Origin of the sequence: Hymenobacter siberiensis (assembly GCF_018967845.1) — a bacterium.
Classification (GTDB): Bacteria; Bacteroidota; Bacteroidia; order Cytophagales; family Hymenobacteraceae; genus Hymenobacter; species Hymenobacter siberiensis.
Window position 1 is genome coordinate 421,853 of the sequence record NZ_JAHLZZ010000001.1, and the last position, 23,565, is coordinate 445,417.

The following is a 23,565-nucleotide window of genomic DNA, read 5'->3' on the forward strand; positions in this document are numbered from 1 at the left end:
AGTTGCGGAAAAAGATGGTAAGCGGGGCAGGTAGTAACCGGCCGTTCCGTTGGCGTCGCGCCGGGGAGAGTACCCACCGGCGGCCGCTGCTGCAACAACAGCCGGCCAGCGGGCACTCGACGCCTGAAAAGCTAGGCTAGTACAGGCGGCGTAGCCGCCTGTACTTCCTCAGAGTCCACCTCCTGCTGAATGGTTGCAATGTCATCCGGATTTTTTCCGGTTATTTTTCCTTTTAATGATTCGCTCAGCAAATACATCACCGGCACCACCACCAGCGTGATACCCGTGGCGAACACCAGCCCGAAAATGATGGTCCAGGCCAGCGGGCCCCAGAAGGTAACCGACTCGCCACCGATGAAGAAGTGCGGATTGCCCGAAGCGAACAGCTCGTAGAAGTCGATGTTCAGACCGATGGCCAGTGGGATGAGGCCCAGCGTGGCGGCCGTGGCCGTGAGGATTACCGGGTTCAGGCGGGTGCGGCCGGCCAGCACGATGGCTTCGCGCAGCGGCATGCCCTGCGAGCGCAGCATATCCATGAATTCGACCAGCAGAATGCCGTTTTTCACCACGATGCCGGCCAGGGCGATAATGCCCACGCCCGTCATCACGATGCTGACGTTCTGGCCCGTGATGGCAAGGCCCCAGAACACGCCGGCGATGGAGAACAGCACCTCGGAGAGGATGATGACCGGCTTGCTGAACGAGTTGAACTGCGTGACCAGAATCAGGAAGATGAGGCCCAGGGCACCGATACCGGCCATGGGTAGGAAGTCGGTGGTTTCCTTCTGGCTTTCCTGGGCACCGCCCATGTCGATGGTGTAGCCGGGCGGCGTGCGGAACGACTTGAGGGCCGTTTGCACGGCGTTGGCCACGTCGGGGCCGGAATAGCCGTTGAGCACGTTGGACGAGATGGTGATGACGCGCTTGGTGTCTTTGCGCTTGATGCCGCCGTAGGTGGAGCCGTAGGTGACATCGGCCACCGAGGAGATGGGCACCTGGCGCACGGCCCCGGTGGCGTCGCGGAAGGTGAGCGGGGCATTAATCACGGCGTCCACGTCGGAGCGGTAAGGCTCGGCGTAGCGCACCTGGATGGGGTACTCGTCGTCGACGGTTTTGAATTTGCTGGCCTCGGTGCCGTAGATGGCCGTGCGCACTTCCAGGCCAATCTGGCCGGTGCTGATGCCCTCGCGGTTGGCGCGGGTGCGGTTGATGTTGACGGCGATTTCGGGGTTGCGGTCCTGCAGGTTGGAGCGCAGGGCCTCCACGCCGCCAATGTGCAGCGAATCGACGTAGCGGGTCACTTTCTTCGAGAGCGCGGCCAGTACTTTGTAGTCGTCGCCGGCTACTTCAATGGCAATGGGCTTGGCCTGGGGCGGACCGCTGGCTTCCTGGTCGACCGAGATTTCAGCGCCGGGAATACCCTTCACCACTTCGCGGATTTTATCCATGTAAGTGCTGGTTTTGGGGCCTTTGCGTTCGCTGAGCTCCTTGAAGGCCACGGCCACCTTGCCCATGTGCGACTGCGACACGCCCGAGGCCGTGGCTTCGGAAGGGTCGCCGGCGCCGATGGCCACGTTGGTAATCACCGACTCCACATCGGGGTTGTTCTTGCCGATAACGCCGTAGATGCGGTTTTCGAGGACGTGGGTAATCGAGTCCGTGACGGCCACGCGGGTGCCCACGGGCATGTTCAGGTAGGTGTAGATGAACTTGGGGTCGCCTTTGGGGAAGAAGTCGACGTGTGGCTTGCGGATGCCCACGGCCACGAACGAGCCGACGAACAGCACCAGCACGCCCACCATCACCAGGGCCGGGTGGCTAAGAGCCCAGCGCACGAGGTTGGCGTAGCCGTTCTGGAAGCGCGGCAGGGCGCGGGTCTGGAACCAGCCAATCATCTTCACGAACACGAACTTATCGAGGAAGCAGAGCAGGATGAGCGTGATGGCCAGGTTGCCCACGAAGGTGGAATGCGCCACGTAGCCAATGATGGCAATGACCAGCAGCACGCCCATCGCAATCAGGAAATTGCGCGTCAGCTTGGGCCGGCTGTGCATATCCTCCTCGAAATGCTCCTCGCGCTCCATAAAGCTCACGGCAAACACCGGGTTCATGATGAAAGCCACGATGAGCGAGGCCATGAGCGTGATAATGAGCGTGACCGGCAGGTAGAACATGAACGAGCCCACGATGCCCGGCCAGAACATGAGCGGCACGAACGGCGCTACCGTGGTGAGGGTGCCGGCCAGCACCGGAACAAAGACCTCGCCGGCGGCAAATTTGGCCGCTTTCGGGGTGGACAGGTTAGGGTGCTCGTGCAGCAGGCGGTGGGTGTTTTCGATAACCACGATGGCGTCATCGACCACGATGCCCAGGGCCAGCAGAAAGGCGAAGAGCACGATGGTGTTCAGGGTGAAGCCGAAGATGGGAATGACCAGAAAGGCCAGGAACATGGAAATCGGCACACTCAGGCCCACGAACAGCGCGTTGGTGGTGCCCATGAAGAACATCAGAATCAGGGTCACCAACAGGAAGCCGATGACGATGGTGTTGAGCAGGTCGTGCAGCGTGACGCGGGTGTCGTTCGAGGTGTCGCCGGTCACGGTCACGTTCAGCTCTTTGGGCAGGTTGGCTTTCGAGTCCTTGATGATGGCCTTGATTTTATCGGAGGCGTCGAGCAGGTTTTCGCCGGCGCGCTTCACCACGTTCAGCGTGATGGCGGGCTTGCCGTCGAGGCGAGCATAGCTTTCGCGGTCCTTGAAGCCGTCCGTCACGGTGGCGATGTCGCCGAGGCGCACCGGCGAGCCGTTCAGGTTCTTCACCTGAATGTCGGCAATGTCGCCGGCCCGCACGTACTGGCCGGCCACGCGCACGGCGCGCTTCTGCCCGCCCACGTCGATGCTGCCGCCCGAAACGGTCACGTTCTCGGCCCCAATGGCCCGGGAAATATCCGAGAAGCTCAGGCGCGAGGCCCGCAGCTTGTTCAGGTCCACGTCCACGTTCACCTGCTGGTCGAGAGCCCCCACGATATCGACGCGGGTGATTTCGGGCAGCGCCTCAATCTTGTCCTGGAAGTCGTCGGCGTACTTTTTGAGCTGGGCGGCGGGCAGGTTACCGCTCAGGTTCACGAACATGATAGGCTGCTCGGAAATGTTGATTTCCTTAACCAGCGGAGCGCTCGGCAGGTCGTTGGGCAGCTCGGTGCTGGCCTTGTCCACGGCATCCTTGATGAGCTGCTTGGCGGCCTGTACATCCACGCCGGAGGTGAATTCCACGTCCACGATGGAGTAATCCTGGTTCGAGGTGGAGTTGATGTGCTTCACCCCGTTCACGGATTTAATCTCCTTTTCGAGCTGGCGCGTCACCAGGTTTTCGATGTCCGTGGGCGAGGTGCCGGGGTACACCGTGGCCACGATGATGCGCGGAATCACGATGTCGGGGAATTTCTCCTTGCCGAGCTTGATGTAGGCAAAAATGCCCGCCACGCACAGCAGCACCGTGATGATGTAAATGCTGGTCTTGTTGTTGATGGACCAACTGGTTGGGCCGAATTCTTTTTCGATGTCCTGCATGGCTTTTAGCTTGTAGGGGCGGGGCTTGTCCCCGCCCGCGTCGTTGCACGGAATTTTATGAGCATTGCTGATGGTGAGTCGTTCAACCAAACGTTAGCGAAGCCAACGATTCCGTTCAACGACGGGCGGGGGCAAGCCCCGCCCCTACGCCCCTTGCACGACCACTTTCTGGCCTTCATTCAGGTTCTGGTAGCCGCCCGAGATGATTTTATCCTCGGCCGTCAGGCCGCTGGTTACTTCTACTTTGCCGTTGTAGGTGTTGCCGGTTTTGATGATGCGCTTCTTGGCCACGGCTTTGCCGGCCTCCTGGGCCACCACGTACACGTAGCTGTTCTGCTCGTCGTGCTGCACGATGTCGACCGGAATAACCATGGCATTGGCCGCACTGTAGTTCTGGATGCGCACCGTGGCCACCATGTTGGGGCGCAGGTCGGTGGTGTGCTCCTTCAGGCGCAGCTCCACCGTGAAGGTGCGACTGGTGGCGTTGATGCTGCGGCTCACGACGCGCACCGTGGCGGGAATTTCCTCGCCGCCCAGGTCCGGAATGGTCACCACGGCGTTGTCGCCGGCCTTGATGCTGTTGCCGTAGGCTTCCGATACATCGACCAGGATTTTGCCGCCCGTACCGCTGGTCAGGCGCACCACCGGCGCGCCGGGCGCGGTGATTTCGCCCAGCTTGGGCAGCACCTCATCCACGCTGCCCGCGAACGGGGCCACCACATTATAGAGGGCGCGCTGCTGGTTGAGGGTGGCAAGGTTGCGCTGCAGGGCCTGGTAGTTGTTGCGGGCTTGCAGAAACTGCACTTCGGTGCCAATCTGCTGGTCCCACAGGCCCTTCTGCTTCTCATATATCGTTTTGGCGAGGTCCATGCGGGTGCGCAGCTCGGCCATGTTGGCATCGAGAATGCTGGCATCCACGGTGGCCAGCACCTGGCCCTTGCCCACGCGGTCGCCGCGCTGCACGCGGATGCTGGTGAGCGAGCCGGCGGCGCGGCTGCCCACGGTGGCGTTCTGGTCGAAATCGACCCGGCCCTGCACTTCGAGGTAGCTTTTGAAGCTTTCGGGCTTGGCGTTCATCACCGAAACCGGCGTGGCAGCCGCTTCGGCCGGGCCGCCGGTTTTGGCTTCGAGCTCGGTAATTTTGGCCTGGGTAGCGGCCTGCTCGCTCTTCAGCTTTTCGAGCTGAGCTTTGGGGTCTTTGCTTTCGCCACCGCAGGAGGCGAGCAGCAGGGTGCCGGCGAGAAGTAGCGCGGCCGGTTGAGTTGAATTAAAGCGCATGGGTAAGCGGGGATATTTTAAGCGTAGGGGCGGGGCTTGCCCCCGCCCGGCGTTGAACGAAATCGTTGAGGCGGCGCGCACGCCAGGCGGGGGCAAGCTCCGCCCCTACTCGTTATTTTTTAGCCTGATTGAACAGCTCGCCAGTCGCTTTGTCGCGGTCGACCTTGGCTACCAGCACATCGTAAATCGCGCCGTAGTAGTTGGTCTGAGCCGAGCGCAGGTCCGTCTCAGCCGTAATGACCTCCAGGTTGGAGCCCACGCCGGCGTTGAATTTGATGCGCGTGACGCGGGCCACGTCGGTGGCCAGGGTCAGGTTGGCCTGCTGGTTGTCGAGCACATCCAGGGCGTTGATGAGCGTGGTGCGGCTCTGGGCGTCCTGTAAGTCAATGCCTTGCTTCAATGTTTCAAAACCTTTCTCAATAGTCTGCTGCTGCAGGCGGCTTTGCTGCACCAGGAACTTGCGGCGGAAACCGTCGAACACCGGCACCTGCAGGCTCAGGCCCACGTTGCCGAAGCCGAACCAGTTCTGGTTGGCGAAGCCCGCCGAGTTGGTCGAAGTCGGCCCGCGAAAGGCAAACAGCTCGCCCGCCGTTTTGGCCGAGCCCGTGAAACCGTAGGCACCCGTGAGCACGAGGCGCGGATACGCGCCGGCCTGGCGGTTGCGCAGGTCGAGGCCGGCTAGGGCCTGCTGGGTTTCGAGGGTCGAGAATTCGATGCGGTTATTGTAGTTGAGCGCGCCCCGGGCTGCCATGGGCTGGCCCCCGGAGAGGGCATTCTGCTGGTCGAGGCGGTTTTGGGCGGCGGTGTTGTCTCCGCCGGGCACTACCGGCGCGGTGGGCACCGCTCCGAGGCCATCCACGCCGCCACCGTTGGTCAGGCTGGCCACGCCGAGGCGCTGGCGCAGGGCGCTGGCATCCACCACGGCCGCGCTGAGCGAGTCGGTGAGCTGCACGTTCTGGCTTTGGGGCAGGCCCATCTGAAACTTGAGCAGGCCCACGCTCAACTCGGTGAGGCGCTGGGCTTTCTGCTGCTCCACCACCAGGTTGTTGCGCTGCACGCGCAGGCGGTCCACGTCGAGTTTCTCGGCGAAACCGGCCTTGAAAATTTTCTGGGTTTGGTAGAGCACCGTGTCGAGGCGCTGCACGTTGCGGGCCAGCAGGCTCAGGCGCGAGCGGGCCACCAGCGTACTGTAATAGGCCTTGCTCACCTGCTCCACCACGTCTATCTCGGCCTGCTGGGTTTGCTTTTTGGCCAACTCGGTGTACACCTTAGCCGCCTTCAGACCAATTAGATACGAGCCATCGAACAGCAGCTGCGACACTGAGGCACTGGTGTTGCCGGCGTATTGCAGGCCGAACGCGAACGGCTGCGGCGGCAGGGCCAGCTGCTGGGTACCCAGCACCTGCTGCTGCCCGCCCTGGGCTGCCGCCAGGTCACTTTGCGTGAGCACGGTTTGCGAGAGCGGGAAGCTCACCAGGCTCTTTTGCAGCTTGAAGTTGTCGGACAGCGTAGCAGCCACATTCACCTGCGGCAGGCCGGCGCTCTTGATTTCGCCCACTTTAGCGGCCGCCGTGGCCTCGCCCAGGCGGGTGGCCAGCAGCGACGACTTGTTCTGCACGGCGTAGCTCACGGCCTGTTGCAGGCTCAGCGGCATGGTGCCCGTGGTGGGCGGGGCCTGCGGCAGGGCGGCCGGCTGGCTTTGGGCAAGCAGCGCCTGCGGCGCGGCCGCGCTCAGGGCGGCCAGCAGCAAGAATCTGGTTCGAAACAGCGTGTTCATAAAACAGCAAAAAAGAAACGGGTAAGCGGGGATAAGCGGGTTATTCTTCGTCGGTGACGTTGCGGTACTGGTTGATGAGCTTGTGGCCCTTGATGGTGGCCACGCCCAGCATGAAGTGCTCGAGCAGCGCGACCGACACGCGCTCTTTGGCAAAATCGCGGGTCGGGTAGAGTTCCGGGTCGAATTGCAGCTCAATCTGGGCCAGGCGCAGGCGCGAGAGTACTTCCATGTCGAGGTTGGCCTGGAACAAGCCTTCCGCGATGCCCCGGCGCAGGTTTTCCTTGATTTGGGAGAGGATAAACTCGTTTTTATGGGCCTGCCAGAGCTGCCAGGTGGCGGGGTGAAACTTGCGCAGGTCGTAAAAAATGCTGGGGTGCACGTTGCCAAACTCCTGCTTAATCCAGGCCAGCATCTTAAACAGCTCGTCGATGGCCGAGGAGGCGGCGTTTATCATCACCGTGCACTCGTTCTGGGTGCCGGCGAGGTGGCGGGTCATGGAGGCTTCCACAATCTGGTCCTTGTTTTCGAACCACTTGTAGAGGGTCTTTTTCGACATGGCCAGGTCGGCGGCGATATCGTCCATGCTCACGCTTTTGATGCCGTTGCGCATGAAAAGCTGATGGGCGTGGTTCAGGATTCGGTCTTTGATTTCCATAGCTAAGGCCGCAAAGATACAACGGAAACTTTTATTGTGCTCAAAGTTTCCACTTTCTTTTTGGCATTCTCTGCTACTCCGGGCATTTTTCGTCCCTGCCTGACGCACACCGGCTTCGGATACTTTAGTTACCCTCGAAAAAAAGTGAGACGCAGGTCGCATATCCAACTAATTTAAATAGTAATATACAGCTAATAAAATTAGTTTAATAGTATTCGATAATCACATTATTTATTTGTGAACTCGGCCGGCACTCGTTGCGTGACGGAAATGCTGGGCGCGGGTACTTTTGCGCCGGGCCGTGGTGGCCCACTTGCATTTGTTCCTATGAAAATCCGGACCGGCTTCGGCTACGACGTTCACCAATTGAAAGAAGGCCTGCCCTTCTGGCTCGGCGGCATTGAGGTGCCGCACACCCACGGCGCACTGGGCCACTCCGATGCCGATGTGCTCATCCACGTTATCTGCGATGCGCTGCTGGGCGCGGCCAACCTGCGCGATATCGGCTTCCACTTCCCCGACACCGACCCGCAGTACAAGGGCATCGACTCGAAGAAACTGCTGACCGGCGTGATGCGCCTGCTGCGCGAGCGCGGCTACGAGGTGGGTAACATCGACTCGACCATTTGCCTGGAGCGCCCCAAGGTGAACCCACACATCCCGGAAATGCAGCGCGTGCTGGCCGCCGTGATGGGCATTGCCGAAGAGGATATTTCCATCAAAGCAACCACGACCGAAAAACTGGGTTTTGTGGGCACAGGCGAGGGCGTGGCCGCCTACGCCAGCGTACTGATTGTAAAAGCGTAATTACCCGTCATGCCGAGGGCAGCCGAGGCATCTCGCTCGCTCCGTTGCTATGGTATTGATGAAGCTGTTTAGAAAGTCCCCGAACGGTCATGCAGCGCGCAGCGAAGCATGACCGTTTGAGCACCTTTTGTGACTTTCTAAACAACTCCGATTACTTCAGCACGCGAGATGCCTCGGCTGCGCTCGGCATAACGAACCATATAAAAACCTAATTCCCACTACTCAACATCAATGAAGCAAACCCCTCTCCTGCTGGCCTTTCTTGCGCTGGCCAGCGCTGCACCGGCCCACGCTCAGGGCAAGGTAAAAGTAAAAATTAAGCCGGCGACCAATGCGCCCGCTACTAAAATCAAGACCACCAGCGCGCCCGCCGAGAAAGACTGGAGCGTGCAGTATGCCGACCAGGTAACCGCCGAGCGCCTGCGCACCCACCTCGCCGTGCTGGCGTCGGATGAGTACGAAGGCCGCGAAACCGGCCAAAAAGGCCAGCACATGGCCGCCGACTACGTGGCCACGCAGTTTAAGGCCGCCGGCCTGACCGGGCCCGTGACCACCGGAACCGACCCCTACCAGCAGCATTTCGACGTGGAGCAGGTGACCTGGGCCGATGGCGCGACGCTGAAAGTAGGCAAAACGCGCTACGCCTGGCTGACGGATTTCTACGGCCTCGGCGACTCGCCCTTTGCGCAGGAAACCAGCGTGAAGCCGGTTTTTGTGGGCTACGGCATTGAGCAGCCCGGCTACTCCGACTATGCCAACGTGGACGTGAAAGGCAAGGACATTCTGGTGCTGATGGGGGAGCCTACCGGCGACGGTGGCAAAGCACTGCTCAGCGCCGACGGCGCGCCTACGAAATGGGGCACCGACTACCGGGGCAAGGCCCAGCTGGCCGCCCAGAAGGGGGCCCGCACGGTGTTCTTCGTGAGCTTCAACCCTACCAGCAACTTCGCCAAGCTAACGGCGCGGATGGCTCCGTACATTTCGCGGCCGTCGATGGTGATGGTGGGCAACGACAAGCCGAGCCGCACGCCTTCGTTCTTCATCTCGCCGGCCGTGGGGCTGGCCGTACTGGGCACCACGGACGCGGCGATGCAGACCTACCTGAGCAAAATCAACGCGACCAAGCAACCGGTGGCGGCTACGTTTAAAGTGGTGCCGATGCAGCTGAAGGCCGAGCGCAAGCGCGAAAAGCTGGATACGCAGAACGTGCTGGGCTTCATCGAGGGCACCGATAAGAAGGAGGATATCATCGTGATTTCGGCCCACCACGACCACCTTGGCAAGCACGACGGGCAGGTGTTTAACGGGGCCGATGATGACGGCTCGGGCACGACGGCCATTATTACGATGGCGGAGGCATTTGCCAAGGCCAAGCAGGAAGGCCACGGCCCCCGCCGCAGCCTGCTGTTCCTGAGCGTGACGGGCGAGGAAAAGGGCCTGTTTGGCTCCGAATATTATTCCAAGCATCCCATTTTCCCGCTGGCCAGCACCGAGCTCGACCTGAACGTGGACATGATTGGCCGCACCGATGTGGAGCACGAGGGCAAGCCCGACTACGTGTACGTTATCGGCTCCGACAAACTGGCCTCGGAGCTGAAGGTGATTCTGGAGGCGCAGAACAAGCAGTACGGCCCCATCGACCTGGACTACCGCTTCGACGACCCCGCCGACCCCAACCGCTTCTACTACCGCTCCGACCACTACAACTTCGCGGTGAACAAGGTGCCGGTGGCGTTTTTCTTCAACGGCGTGCACGCCGACTACCACCAGCAGAGCGACGAAATCGAGAAAATCGAGTTTGCCAAGATGGAGAAGCGGGCACGGCTGGTGTTCCACACCGCCTGGGAGTTGGCCAACCGCGACGGTCGCATTGTGGTTGATTCGAACAAGCCGTAGCGCCAGGATTTTGCGCATGTCGTAGAACGTCATGCCGAGCGTAGCCGAGGCATCTCGCGTGCCGCAGTAATTCATTCGATTGAGTTACTACCACGAACGAGATGTCTCGGCTGCACTCGGCATGACGTTCTTTTTATTCTCCTTTTCTCGCCTTCCTCCATGCTAAAAACTTATGCGCTGGCAGCCTTGCTACTGGCCGGCGCGCTACCCGCCGCCGCCCAGCCAGCCCCCACCAAAATCAAGCTGAAAACCAAAGGCCCGGCCCCTACCCCCGCCGCGCCGACACTCTCCCAGACCTACGCCGCCCTCATCCAGCCCGCCGACCTGCGCGCGCACCTCACGGTGGTGGCTTCGGATGCGTTTCAGGGGCGCGAGGTGGGCCAGCCGGGCCAGAAGCTGGCAGCGGAATACCTGGTGAGGCAGTTGGCTGAAATTGGCCTGCAAGGACCAGTTTCGGACAGCGACAACCCGTATTTACAGCACTTCCAGCTTACGCACAGCACCTATGCGCCGGGCGGCTATATTAAGGCAAACGGCCGGCGCTACGACTACCTGAAGGACTGGTTCAGCTACGGGCCCATGCCGTCGCCCTTCCTCACCGAAACGGCTTCGCAGCCGGTATTTGCGGGCTTTGGGGTGGAGCAGGGCGCGTATTCGGACTACGCGGGGCTGGATGTGAAGGGGCGCGATGTGGTCGTCATCATGGGCGAGCCGCAGGACGAGCGCGGCCGCAAGCTGCTGAAGTCCATGGGCCGCAAGGCCGACTACTGGGAGTCGGGCCTGCGTAAGGCAGCGCTGGCCAAGGCCCACGGCGCCCGCAGCATTTTCCTGATGACGTTTGCCCCGACGGCCGATTTCCGGAAGCAGACGACCGAGCTGGGCGAGTCGTTGCGCGAGCCCGCGTTTTCGCTGCCAGACCCCGGCCCGGAAATCATCGACACGGTGGCCGAGAATATCCCGCCGGGCATCGGCGTGTACTTTACTTCGCAGGATTTGGGGCTGGCCATGGCGGGCACCACCCTGAACGGGCTGATTGACTACGTGCGGGCGCTGGGTCGCGCCGGCCGGCCGGTAGTGCCGCGCTTTGAAGGCCCGGCGGCGGCGGTGTATCTGCCCCAAAATCAGCAGCCGCTCACCACCGAGAATGTGCTGGGCTTTCTGGAAGGAAGCGACAAAAAGGACGAGGTGCTGGTGGTTTCGGCCCACTACGACCATCTGGGCGTGAAGCACGACACGATTTATAACGGGGCCGACGACGACGGCTCGGGCACGGTGGCAGTGCTGGCACTGGCCGAGGCCTTTGCCCAGGCCAAAAAGGACGGGCACGGCCCGCGCCGCAGCATCCTGTTTGTGCTGATGACGGCGGAGGAAGAAGGCTTGTTTGGCTCGGAATACTACACGGCCCACCCGGTGCTGCCGCTGGCCAGCACCATCGCCGACCTCAACATTGACATGGTGGGCCGCACCGACCGCAAGCACAGCGCCAAGCGGCATTTCGTGTGCATTGTGGGTTCGGATAAGCTCTCGTCGGAGCTGCACGCCATCAACGAAGCGGCCAACCGCGACTACACGCACCTGGAGCTGGACTACCATTTCAACGTACCCGACGAGCCGGAGCACATCTACTACCGCTCCGACCACTACAACTTTGCGCGGCGCAAAATCCCGGTCATTTTTTACACCACCGGCGAGCATGCGGATTATCATCGGGCCACGGATGACGTGGAGAAGATAGAATTCGATAAATTAGCGGAACGGACCCGGCTGGTTTTCCACACGGCCTGGGAGCTGGCGAATCGCGAGCACCGCATTGTGGTTGATTCGAACAAACCCTAAGCTGCCGCCGCTATGACTCCAACTGCAAAAGCCTCCAAAGCCAGCCAGTTCCAACTCGACGCCGAGCGCAAAGCCTTCGACCGCGAGCATCGCCGCAAAATCCGCTTCAACATCGGCAAGTACGATGCGGCCGTGAGCACTGGCCTGAAGCTGTACGACCAGCACGAGCTGGCCCGCGACCGCGGCGCCTACCTCAAAGCCACCGTGCTGGAGAAGCTCGACGAGTACCTGCTGCAGTTCGAAGCCGCTTTCACGGCCCGGGGCGGCCGCGTGGTTTGGGCGCGCGACGCCGATGAGGCGCTGGCTGAAATCGGCAAGCTCACCAAGGCCCGCAACACCAAAACGGTGGTGAAGGCCAAGAGCATGACCACCGAGGAAATCCACCTCAACCACTACCTCGGCACCCAGGGCATTGAGTCGGTGGAAACCGACCTGGGCGAGTACATCGTGCAGCTAAACGGCGAGCGCCCCTACCACATCGTGACGCCCGCCATGCACCTGAGCAAGGCCGACATCAACGACATTTTTGTGAAGCACCTGGGCACGAAATCGACCGACGATGCCCAGGAGCTCGTGCTCACGGCCCGCCACCTGCTGCGCGGCAAGTACACCAGCGCCGAGGTGGGCGTGACCGGCGGCAACTTCCTGTTGGCCAAGGAAGGAGCCGTGGCCGTGACCGAGAACGAGGGCAACGCCCGCCTGTCGGCCACCTTCCCCAAGCTGCATATCGCGGTGGTGGGCATTGAGAAAGTCATTCCGCAGCTCACGGATTTGGACCTGTTCTGGCCGCTGCTGAGCACCAGCGGCACCGGCCAGCAGGTCACGGTGTACAACACGGTGTACTTCGGCCCGCGCCAGCCCGGCGAAGTGGATGGACCAGAGGAAATGGTGGTGATTCTACTCGACAACGGCCGCACCAACCTGCTGGCCCAGCCCGATAAGCGCGCCGCCCTGCGCTGCATTCGCTGCGGGGCCTGCCTGAACGTGTGCCCGGTGTATAAGAACATCGGCGGCCACACCTATGAAACCACATATTCCGGCCCCATCGGCTCGGTCATCAGCCCGCACCTGAGCGGCCTGCCCGAGCACAAGCACCTGAGCTACGCCAGCAGCCTTTGCGGCGCCTGCACCACGGTGTGCCCGGTACGCATTCCGCTGCATAGCTTGCTATTACTCAACCGCCAGCAAAGCGTGGCGGAAGGCTACGCGCCCACCGAGGAGAAGCTCGCCATCGGCCTCTGGAAGTGGAGCATGCAGCACCGCTGGGCCCTCGACCTGCTGCCCGTAAAGCTGAAAGACTGGAGCCTGGGCCGCCTGCTGGGCCAGGTGGGCTGGAGCAAGCGCCGCGAGAGCCTGCACATTGCCGGGCCCTCATTCCGGGAGCTGTGGCGGGCGCGGGCGGGGCGTTAGACTGGCTGGGCGGCGTCCGGCGGTTTGTGGCTGTTGTGCGTATCAGGCATTTTTACCGACTATGCCTCCTTACCTCCTGCTCGCGCTGCGCATCATTACCGGAATGGGCGGCGTGATATTGGTCATCACCACCTTGTCGGCGGCCATTCGCTCATTCATTCTGCCCCGCAACGAGGTGGTGCGGATGAACGTGTGGGCTTTCATGGGCATCCGCACCATTTTTGACGCGGCGGCCCGGCTGGCCAATTCGTACGAGCGGCGCGACAAAATTATGGCCCACTACGCACCGGTGGCGCTGGTAGCGCTGCCCGTATTCTGGGAAGCCCTCGTGAGCCTGGGCTACACCAGCCTGTACTGGGCGCTGGACGAGGGCACCTGGAAGCAATGCTACAAGCTGAGCAGCAGCTCGCTGCTCACGCTTGGCACCACCGATAGCCACCACCTGCTCATCTCGGCCCTCAGCTATTCCGAGGCCACGCTGGGCCTGCTGCTGCTCACGCTGCTCATCTCCTACCTACCCACCATCTACCAGGCATTTTCGCGGCGCGAGGCCACCGTGGCCCAACTGGAGCTACGAGCCGGCACGCCGCCCACGGCCGCCTGCCTGCTCGCCTGGCTTAACCACGATGGCTCGGTGCAGAACGACGACCAGCAGTGGGCCGAGTGGGAGCGCTGGTTTGTGGAGATTGAGGAAAGCCACACGTCGCTGCCCGTTCTCACTTTTTTCCGCTCGCCGCAGCCGGGGCGCTCCTGGGTCACGGCGGGCGGGTTGATTCTGGACACGGCCGCCCTGCTTTTTGCCGCCGTGGATGGCAACCAGCCCCGGCAGGCCCAGATTACCTTCAAGGCCGGCTGTCTGGCCCTGAACCGGATGTACCGCTTTTTTGATAATAAGGCCAGGGCCGAGCCCAGCAGCCTGTTGCTCACCGAAGAGGACGCGCCGAACCGGGCCGACTTCGACCTCACCTGCGACGAGCTGACCAAAAACGGCCTGAAAGTTTGCGAAGACCGGGCCGATGCCTGGCGGCGCTACTGCGAGCTGCGCAGCCGCTACACCACGGCCCTTCGTTTCCTGGCCCAGCTTACCATGGCACCGGGGGTAAGAAGCAAGACATAGCGCCCGACGGAAAGTAATTCCGGCAAGTAGTGCGGTGCCCGCGCAGGCGGGGTCTTAAGAACGACCATGCGCCGCCTAAAGGCTTGGGTTGAATATATTTTGCGCCTAAAAACCCGACTGACACAGCCGCAGAAGGGGTTTTGTATAATTTCTGCAACGAGGAGGATTACGCCCTGAACAATGATAATAGTCAGGAGCTGAAATCTTGATTAATTTACGCCCCCATTTACTGGGCTTATTCCATTCTGTTTTTCATTTTCCCTAACCCTCTTCCCCAAACCCTATTTCCAAACCTCTATGCACACACCTTTTCTAAGCAATCGGCTGGGCCGGTGGCTGGCGGTGACGCTCCTGGCGCTGATGAGCGCCACGACGGCACGCGCCCAGCTCACGGGTACCAAGGCCATCCCGGCAGACTATGCCACCGTGGCCGCTGCCATCACGGCCCTCAACGCCCAGGGCGTGGGGGCGGGCGGCGTCACGTTCAACGTGCCGGCGGGCTATTCCGAAACCTTCGCCTCGCCCACGGCCGGGGCCATCACGGCCACTGGCACGGCGGCCAACCCCATCTTGTTCCAGAAGAGCGGGACCGGGGCCAACCCCAAAATCACGGCCGGCGTGGGCACCACCACCAACCTCGACGCCATCATCAGCCTATCGGGTTCCGACTATGTCACCATTGACGGCCTGGATGTAGCCGAGAACGCGGCTAACACCACGGCTACTACCCAAATGGAATTCGGCTACGCCCTGTTCCGGCCCTCGGCCACGGACGGGTGCCAGTTCAACACTATTCGCAACTGCGTGGTGACGCTGAACAAAACCAACACTGGCACTATCGGCATCTACGGAGCACCTTCTACGGCAGCTTCGGCGACGGCCGTGGCGGCAACCGCTACCAGCGGAGCCAATACCAGCAACCGGGTATATGGCAACGTGGTAACCAACTCGCTGACGGGCATCTACTTCGCGGCTTCGTCATCCACCACCACTGCCAACTACGACCAGAACAACGAAATTGGGGTAACGGCCGGCAACACCATTGGCAACTTTGGCGGCACGGCTACGGGTTACGCAGCGGGCGGCACTTACCAGAACGGCCTGAAAATATCGGGCAATACCATTAACAGTACGCTGAACTACACGTCGGCCACGGCCTCAACCCCGATAGCAGCCAGCACGGTAACGAGCACGCTGCGTGGTATTTACACGCCCGCCGGCACTTCCTCGAACATTGACATTACCAACAATACCATTACCCTGGCCAGCGGCGCAACCTCATCGCAGATGTCAGGTATTGAGAACGGTACGGGGAGCACGGCCGCCGGCAATACGGTGAACATCACGGGTAATACCGTGACGAACTGTACGTATGCTACGGCTACCTCACCCATCATTTACTGCATCTACAACACGGCCTCGGCCGCGACGATAAACATCTCAAACAATACGGTAACTGCCAATAACATGGGCAGTGCAACCACGACCTCAGTCACCTTTTATGGGGTATATAACTTCGGGGCAGGCACGACGGTAAACCTGGGCTCGAACACGGTGACCAACAACACGACTGCCGGCAGCGGCACGGTGGCACTGGTGTACGGAGGCTCGCCGACGACGCTTAATGTGACTAATAACATCATCACCGGCAACACCAAAACGGGTGGGGCAACCACGTCGGGCAGCTTTTACTGTATTCAGGCGCTGACTACGGCGGCTACGGTGACGGGCAACACGGTGAATAACAACAGCATCATCACCGCGGGCACGATTTCGGGCCTTCTCTACGGATACTACAACCTGGGCTCGCCCACGGCCGAGACGGTTACCCAGAACACCTTTACCAACCTGACGGTAGGCGGCACCTCTACTTCCACGAGCCATGCGGTAGGGGGTATCAACAGCAACCCGGTATCCACGACGGTTAAAAATTTCAGCCAGAATACCCTTGGCAATCTGACGACTCCGGCCGGCGGCATTGCTTACGGCATTTACACCGCAACCGGGGCTACAGTTACGCTGAACCGCAACAAAATCTATGGCATTTCGGCGGGTACCAGCGGCGGGGTGGCTTATGGCCTCTTCATTGTGTCGGGCACGACCGTTACGGCCAGCAACAACCTGATTGGCGATATTACGGCCCCGGCCAGCACCAGCCTGCTGGGCGTGGCGGGCCTGTACGTGGGCGGCGGCACCACCATCAATGCCTATTACAATACCATTCAACTCAATGCCAACAGCACGGGCGCCACGTTCGGCACGTCGGGTATCTACCTGAATTCGACCAGTGCTACCCTGGACCTGCGCAACAACATTGTGGTGAATAAAAGCGCGGCTATCGGCACGGGAGCCTACACGGCCGCCCTGCGCCGCGTGAGCGGCACGGCGGGCACAGCCCCGGCCAACCTGGCCACCACCACCAACAACAACCTGTACTTCGTTGGCACGCCCTCGGCTACCAATCTGATTTACGTGGAGGGCACTACAACCGCTACCAATGCGCAGCAGACCCTGACGGCTTACAAAGCCCTGGTGGCAAGCCGGGAGAGCAACTCGGCTACCGAAGACGTGCCATTCCTGAGCACGACGGGCACGGCGGCTACCTTCCTGCACATCAACCCGGCCATACCAACTCAGGTCGAAAGCGCCGGTACCCCCATCACGGATATTACGACCGACTTTGATGGCGATACCCGCAACGGCAGCACCCCGGACCTGGGCGCCGACGAAGGCACCTTTGCCCCGCTGGACCTGACGGGCCCATCCATCGTGTTTACGGCCTTGGGCAGCACCTCCGGCACGGCCAACCGCATCCTATCCACTACCATTACAGACCCGAGCGGCGTGTCGGCGAGCGCAGTTCCCCGACTGTTTTACCGCAAGGGCACGAGCGGGGCCTTTACCTCGGCCCTGGCCACGAGCGTGAGCGGCAGCGCGTACACCTTCACGCTCAACTACGCGGCCCTGGGCGGCGTGGTGCCGAGCGATGTCATCCAGTACTACGTGGTGGCACAGGACGTGCCCGGCAACGTTTCGTCGAGTCCGGCGGGCGGCACCTTCAGCACGATACCTGCTTCGTTTTTTCAGTACACTATTCTGACCTCCCTGAACGGAATTTACTACGTGGGTACCAGCACTTCGCCGGATGCCTCCCGCACCTATGCGACCCTCACGGCAGCCGCCAATGCGTATTCCTCCAGCGGCATGAGTGGGCCGGTAACGTTCCTGCTGCTCGATAATGCCTATTCGGCTACTACGGGCGAAACCTTCCCGGTGATATTCTTCAACAACCCCGATGCCAACGCTACCAATACGCTGCTGGTTAAGCCTAACACCGGCGTTTCGCCGGTGGTAACCGCGGCCGGCAGTGTGCTCGTGCTGGCTGGTACCCGCTACGTCACCATCGATGGCTCGAACGGGAGCGGCACCCCAGTCGGCACCTCCCGCAACCTGACCCTGGCCAATACCTCGCAGACGGCCAGCACCTATAGCCTGGGCCTGCTTACCCAGACGGGTATTACGCCATCGAATCTGTTTGCCACGGTACGCAATGTGAACGTGACCGGCGGTGGCATTACGGCCAACACAACCATCGGCATTCTCCTCAACGGAGCCGACAACGACAACGTGACGCTGCAAAACAACAGTGTGCAGGGCGTCACGACCGGCATCCAGGCTTTTGGCACGGCCAATGCCTCGGCCGGCGGACTCGACAATCTGGTTATCACGGGCAACCTGGTGGGGCCAGCTACGGCTACCTCCGGGGCCAATATCAACCAATATGGTATTGTAGTGGGCAGCGCCATCAGTCCGGTGCTGAGCGCCAATGAGGTGCAGAACATTGTGAACCCTACTACTACGTTTGCCTCCAACATGACCGGCATTCTGCTGCAGGACGTGAAAACCGGTAGCGTGACCCGCAACTCGGTTCATAACCTGACTTATAACGGCACAAGCACCGCTAAGCTCTACGGCATCTCTACCCAGATTTCGACCAGCACTTTCAACACGGCGGCAAATGCTTCGACCAACCGCTTCGACAACAACCTGGTTTACAACCTGAACTCAACGGCTAGCAGCGCCTCCTGGAATACCAGCGGCATCAATAACAATGGCGGCTACGGCGACCAGTATTACTTCAATACGGTGTACCTCAGCGGCCAGCTCAGCACTGGCTCGGCTGGTTCGGCGGCCTTCAGCAACGGCAACGGCATCTCCGCCACGGCCGCGGCCAACATCGATGTGCGCAATAACATCTTCAGTATTATTGGCGGCACGGGCGCGGCCACTACTCCGCTGTATGCCCACTACACCACGCTGGCCAGCTACGCGGGCAGCACCCTCGACTACAACGACCTGTACGTGACGGCCGGCGCCGCTGGCGTGGCCCGTATCGGCCGCCTCAACAGCTTGGATGCCACTACGCTGGCCGACTGGCGCACTGCCACCTCCCTGGAGGCGCAGTCCATTAGCGTGGACCCGCAATTTGTGCAAACCACGACCCTCCCCTACGACCTGACTCCCGGCAATGTGGCCCTGAATAATGTCGGCACGCCCATCAGCGGCGTTACGGTAGACTTCCGCAACACTACCCGCGGCGCCCTGCCCGATATGGGTGCGTATGAGTTTACGCCCTTAACCTCCGACCTGGCCCCGGTGGCGTTGGTGGCTCCGGCTACCAGCAGCACCTGCTACAGCCCCACCGAGGCCGTAAGCGTCAGCATTCGCAATGCCGGCACAGGCACGCTGAATTTCAGCCTGAACCCTGCTACCATCACGGTAGTGGTAACGCCACCCAGCGGCACCACCCAAACCCTGACCACGACCATCAACACGGGGACGCTGGCCAGCGGCACCGCTCAGACAGTAACCCTGCCCACCACGCTGAACATGACTGCCGTGGGCACGTACTCCTTTGCCATTACCGCTACGGTAACCGGCGACGGCAATACTTCCAACGACCAGCTCACGCCAGCGCCCACGCGCACGGTAGCGACCCCAGTAGCCGGTACCCTGGCGCCGGCCGCTTCGGCAATCTGCATCAGTGGCACGGCTACGCTCACGCTTACGGGGGCGGCCAATGGCAGCATTCAGTATCAGCAGAGTGGCGATAACGTGACGTTTACGGACATCGCCGGCGCTAGCAGTGCCGTGTATACGACGCCCGTTATTTCGGCCACTACCTACTACCGCGCCCAGGTGCGCTGCAACACTGGTGTTGCGACCAGCAACGTCAGCACCATCACGGTGAACAACCCACAGGTAGCTACTACCAACACGCCGGTTAGCATCTGCTCGGGCAGCACGGCTACGCTCACGGCTACGGCTTCGGCGGGCAGCTTGGTGCGCTTCTTTAGCGCGGCCACGGGCGGCACCGCCCTCACCACGGCTACGCCAGGCACCTACACCACGCCCGCCCTCACGGCCTCGACTACCTACTACGCCGAAGCCTACAGCGGCGGCAGCGAGCGGGTGGGCCCGGCCGACAATACGATTAGCACTGGCGGCGTCACCGACAACTACTACGCCCTGGTATTCAATGTAACCGCACCCACTACGTTGCTTGGGGTATCTGTATTCCCAACGGCTGCCGGCATCACCAACATTCAGCTGCTCAACAGCAGCGGCACAGTGTTGCAAACCTACGCAGCAACGTTTACGGCAGCTGACCTGAACGTCAAGACGTTCGTACCGCTTAATTTCCCGCTGCCGACTGGCACGGGCCTGCAGCTGGCCAATGCCTCGACCTCGACGGCTAGCCTCTACCGCAATACGGCCGGGGGGGTATACCCCTACACTTCGCCCAGCGGCACGGTGAGCATCACGGGTAATACGTTCTCGTCGGGCGCCGCTTACTACTACTACTTCTACGACTGGAGCGTGAGCAGCGAGTGCGTTGGCGCAGCTGCCCGCACGGCCGTTCAGGTGAATGTGACCCAGCCGGCCACGGCCTCGTTCCCGAACACTACGGCCAGCACCTGTGGCACCTCGGCCTATCAGCTGGCTGGCACGGTGGGTGGTTCGGCCACGGGTGGCACCTATACCACCAGCGGCACGGGCACCTTCTCGCCCAATGCTACTACGCTGACCGCCAGCTACACGCCCTCGGCGGCTGACGTAACAGCCGGCTCGGTGACCATTACGCTGACCTCGGCGGGTTCGACGCCCTGCCCGGCTGCTACGGCCACCTTCACGCTGAGCATCAGCCCGGCTCCGGTAGCCAGCTTCAGCTACCCGGCTGCTACCACGTATTGCGCCGGCAGCACCAGCACCGTTGCGCCCACGCTGGGCACCGGCGCTTCGGCGGGCACGTTCACTTCCACTACGGGCCTGAGCATTAACGCCACCACCGGCGTTATCACGCTGGCTTCGTCCACGGCCGACACCTACACCGTAACCAACACGGTGGCCGCCAGCGGAACCTGCGCCGCCGTTTCGGCTACGACTTCGGTAACCATTGCTCCGGCTACTTCGGCGGCGTTTGCTTACGCCACGGGCACGTTCTGCGCCAGCGGCACCAACCCCACCGCTACGGTGACGGGCACGGCCGGCGGCACGTTCAGCTCCACCACGGGCCTGAGCCTGAATGCCAGCACGGGCGCCATCAACCTGAGCGCCTCAACCCTGGGCACCTACACCGTGACTTACACGGTGACCGGGGCCTGCGGCAGCTCGGCCACAGCTTCGGTGACCATCACGGCGGCTCCGGTTGCTACGTTCTCCTACCCGGCTGCTACCACGTATTGCGCCGGCAGCACCAGCACCGTTGCGCCCACGCTGGGCACCGGCGCTTCGGCGGGCACGTTCACTTCCACCACGGGCCTGAGCATTAACGCCACTACCGGCGTTATCACGCTCAGCACTTCCACGGCCGGCACCTACACCGTGACCAACTCGATTACGGCTTCGGGCTCGTGCGCGGCGGCTATGGCCACCACCACGGTGACCATCACGCCGGCCACCACGGCCACGTTCGCCTACTCGGGCGCGACGTTCTGCGCCAGCGGCACCAACCCCACCGCTACGGTGACGGGCACGGCCGGCGGCACGTTCAGCTCCACCACGGGCCTGAGCCTGAATGCCAGCACGGGCGCCATCAACCTGAGCGCCTCGACCCTGGGCACCTACACCGTGACTTACACGGTGACCGGGGCCTGCGGCAGCTCGGCCACAGCTTCGGTGACCATCACGGCGGCTCCGGTTGCTACGTTCTCCTACCCGGCCGCTACCACGTATTGCGCCGGCAGCACCAGCACCGTTGCGCCCACGCTGGGCACCGGCGCTTCGGCGGGCACGTTCACTTCCACCACGGGCCTGAGCATTAACGCCACTACCGGCGTTATCACGCTCAGCACTTCCACGGCCGGCACCTACACCGTAACCAACTCGATTACGGCTTCGGGCTCGTGCGCGGCGGCTATGGCCACCACCACGGTGACCATCACGCCGGCCACCACGGCCACGTTCGCCTACTCGGGCGCGACGTTCTGCGCCAGCGGCACCAACCCCACCGCTACGGTGACAGGCACGGCCGGCGGCACGTTCAGCTCGACGCCGGGCCTGAGTCTGAATTCCAGCACCGGTGCCATCAACCTGAGCGCCTCGACCCTGGGCACCTACACCGTGACTTACACGGTGACCGGGGCCTGCGGCAGCTCGGCCACAGCTTCGGTGACCATCACCGCCGGCCAAGTTGCTGCGTTCAGCTACGGCACGGCATCGACCTACTGCGTGAGCGGCACCACGGCTCCGGCCGCTGTACTGGGCACCGGTGCTTCGGCCGGTACGTTCTCATCGACTACGGGCCTGACGCTGAACGCCACCACCGGCGCGATTACCCTGGCCTCGTCCACGCCCGGCACCTATACCGTGACCAACACGGTGGCCGCTGCCGGCGGCTGCGCCACCGCCACGGCCACCACCACGGTGACCATCACGGCGGCTCCGACGGCCACGTTCAGCTACGGCACGGCATCGACCTACTGCGTGAGCGGCACCACGGCTCCGGCCGCTGTACTGGGCACCGGTGCTTCGGCCGGTACGTTCTCATCGACTACGGGCCTGACGCTGAACGCCACCACCGGCGCGATTACCCTGGCCTCGTCCACGCCCGGCACCTATACCGTGACCAACACGGTGGCCGCTGCCGGCGGCTGCGCCACCGCCACGGCCACCACCACGGTGACCATCACGGCGGCTCCGACGGCCACGTTCAGCTACGGCACGGCATCGACCTACTGCGTGAGCGGCACCACGGCTCCGGCCGCTGTACTGGGCACCGGTGCTTCGGCCGGTACGTTCTCATCGACTACGGGCCTGACGCTGAACGCCACCACCGGCGCGATTACCCTGGCCTCGTCCACGCCCGGCACCTATACCGTGACCAACACGGTGGCCGCTGCCGGCGGCTGCGCCACCGCCACGGCCACCACCACGGTGACCATCACGGCGGCTCCGACGGCCACGTTCAGCTACGCTACTACCACGGGCTGCGCGGGTTCGACCACGGCCGTAACGCCCACGCTGGGCACCGGGGCCACGGCCGGCACCTACGCCTCGACCACCGGCCTGGTGATTAACGCCACCACCGGCGCGATTACCCTGGCGACCTCCACGGCCGGCACCTACACCGTGACCAACACGGTGGTCGCCGCCGGCGGCTGCGCCGCCGCCACGGCCACGGCCACCTTCACGGTGAACCCGCGCCCGGCCACGCCCACCCTCAGCGTGGTGTACAACGGGACCACGACGACGATGACCTCCAGCGCCACGACCGGCAATCAGTTCTTCCTCAACGGCGTGGCCATTGCGGGCGCGACCGGCCAGACCTATGTGGTGAACGGCCTGCCCGCCCAGTACGGCTCCTACACCGTGGTGGTGACCAACACCAACGGCTGCACCTCCCTGCCCTCGACCCCGCTGGTTATCACGGCGGCCCGCAACGGCATTGCCGGGGCCAGCCTCCAGGTGTACCCCAACCCCACGCCCACGGGCCAGGTAACTCTGGAGCTGACCGGCTACCGCCTCGCCACCCAGCTCACGGTGCTTGACGCGCTGGGCCGGGTTATCCTCAGCGAGCTGCTACCGGCCAACACCGGTACCGCCACCCGCACCCTCGACCTGACGGGTGTGGCCACGGGCGTGTACCTGCTGCGCCTGCGCAACACCGACGGCGTGGAAACCCGCCGCCTGGTGCGCGAGTAGCCACGATTAGGCTCGA

The 23,565-nt window shown here is 62.3% G+C and carries 10 protein-coding genes; 6 read left to right on the forward strand and 4 right to left on the reverse strand.

Annotation, left to right across the window (positions count from 1 at the left end; translation table 11 throughout):
- Positions 1-131: 131 nt before the first annotated feature.
- The 4 genes from KQ661_RS01890 to KQ661_RS01905 all read right to left on the reverse strand — a co-directional run bounded on the left by KQ661_RS01890 (position 132) and on the right by KQ661_RS01905 (position 7,279).
- Positions 132-3,659, reverse strand: a complete 3,528-nt coding sequence (locus KQ661_RS01890) for an efflux RND transporter permease subunit (protein ID WP_317196055.1) — start codon at positions 3,657-3,659, stop codon at positions 132-134.
- A 54-nt stretch (positions 3,660-3,713) separates the two neighbouring features.
- Positions 3,714-4,847, reverse strand: coding sequence for an efflux RND transporter periplasmic adaptor subunit (locus tag KQ661_RS01895; protein ID WP_216685516.1), 1,134 nt, complete (start codon positions 4,845-4,847; stop codon positions 3,714-3,716).
- Between the two features lie 112 nt (positions 4,848-4,959).
- Positions 4,960-6,624 carry a TolC family protein gene (locus tag KQ661_RS01900; protein WP_216679091.1) on the reverse strand — a complete coding sequence of 555 codons (1,665 nt, stop codon included), beginning with the start codon at positions 6,622-6,624 and terminating at the stop codon, positions 4,960-4,962.
- 40 nt (positions 6,625-6,664) lie between these two features.
- Positions 6,665-7,279: a TetR/AcrR family transcriptional regulator gene (locus tag KQ661_RS01905; RefSeq protein ID WP_216685517.1), complete on the reverse strand. Its 615-nt coding sequence runs from the start codon at positions 7,277-7,279 to the stop codon at positions 6,665-6,667.
- Between the two features lie 327 nt (positions 7,280-7,606).
- Here KQ661_RS01905 and ispF point away from each other — a divergent pair, with 327 nt between their 5' ends.
- The 6 genes from ispF (at position 7,607) to KQ661_RS01935 (ending at position 23,549) form a co-directional block, all read left to right on the forward strand.
- Positions 7,607-8,086, forward strand: coding sequence for a 2-C-methyl-D-erythritol 2,4-cyclodiphosphate synthase (ispF, locus tag KQ661_RS01910; protein ID WP_216679093.1), 480 nt, complete (start codon positions 7,607-7,609; stop codon positions 8,084-8,086).
- A 231-nt stretch (positions 8,087-8,317) separates the two neighbouring features.
- A complete protein-coding gene (locus KQ661_RS01915) occupies positions 8,318-9,982 on the forward strand; it encodes a M28 family peptidase (RefSeq protein WP_216679094.1) in 1,665 nt (554 codons plus the stop codon).
- Between the two features lie 159 nt (positions 9,983-10,141).
- Positions 10,142-11,818: a M28 family peptidase gene (locus tag KQ661_RS01920; RefSeq protein WP_216679095.1), complete on the forward strand. Its 1,677-nt coding sequence runs from the start codon at positions 10,142-10,144 to the stop codon at positions 11,816-11,818.
- 12 nt (positions 11,819-11,830) lie between these two features.
- Complete coding sequence (locus KQ661_RS01925) at positions 11,831-13,228, forward strand: LutB/LldF family L-lactate oxidation iron-sulfur protein (protein ID WP_216685518.1); 1,398 nt, start codon at positions 11,831-11,833, stop codon at positions 13,226-13,228.
- 61 nt (positions 13,229-13,289) lie between these two features.
- Positions 13,290-14,345: a hypothetical protein gene (locus KQ661_RS01930; protein WP_216685519.1), complete on the forward strand. Its 1,056-nt coding sequence runs from the start codon at positions 13,290-13,292 to the stop codon at positions 14,343-14,345.
- A 297-nt stretch (positions 14,346-14,642) separates the two neighbouring features.
- The gene (locus KQ661_RS01935; RefSeq protein ID WP_216685520.1) at positions 14,643-23,549 is read left to right on the forward strand and encodes a T9SS type A sorting domain-containing protein; all 8,907 of its coding nucleotides are present in this window, start codon (positions 14,643-14,645) and stop codon (positions 23,547-23,549) included.
- The last annotated feature ends 16 nt before the right edge of the window (positions 23,550-23,565 follow it).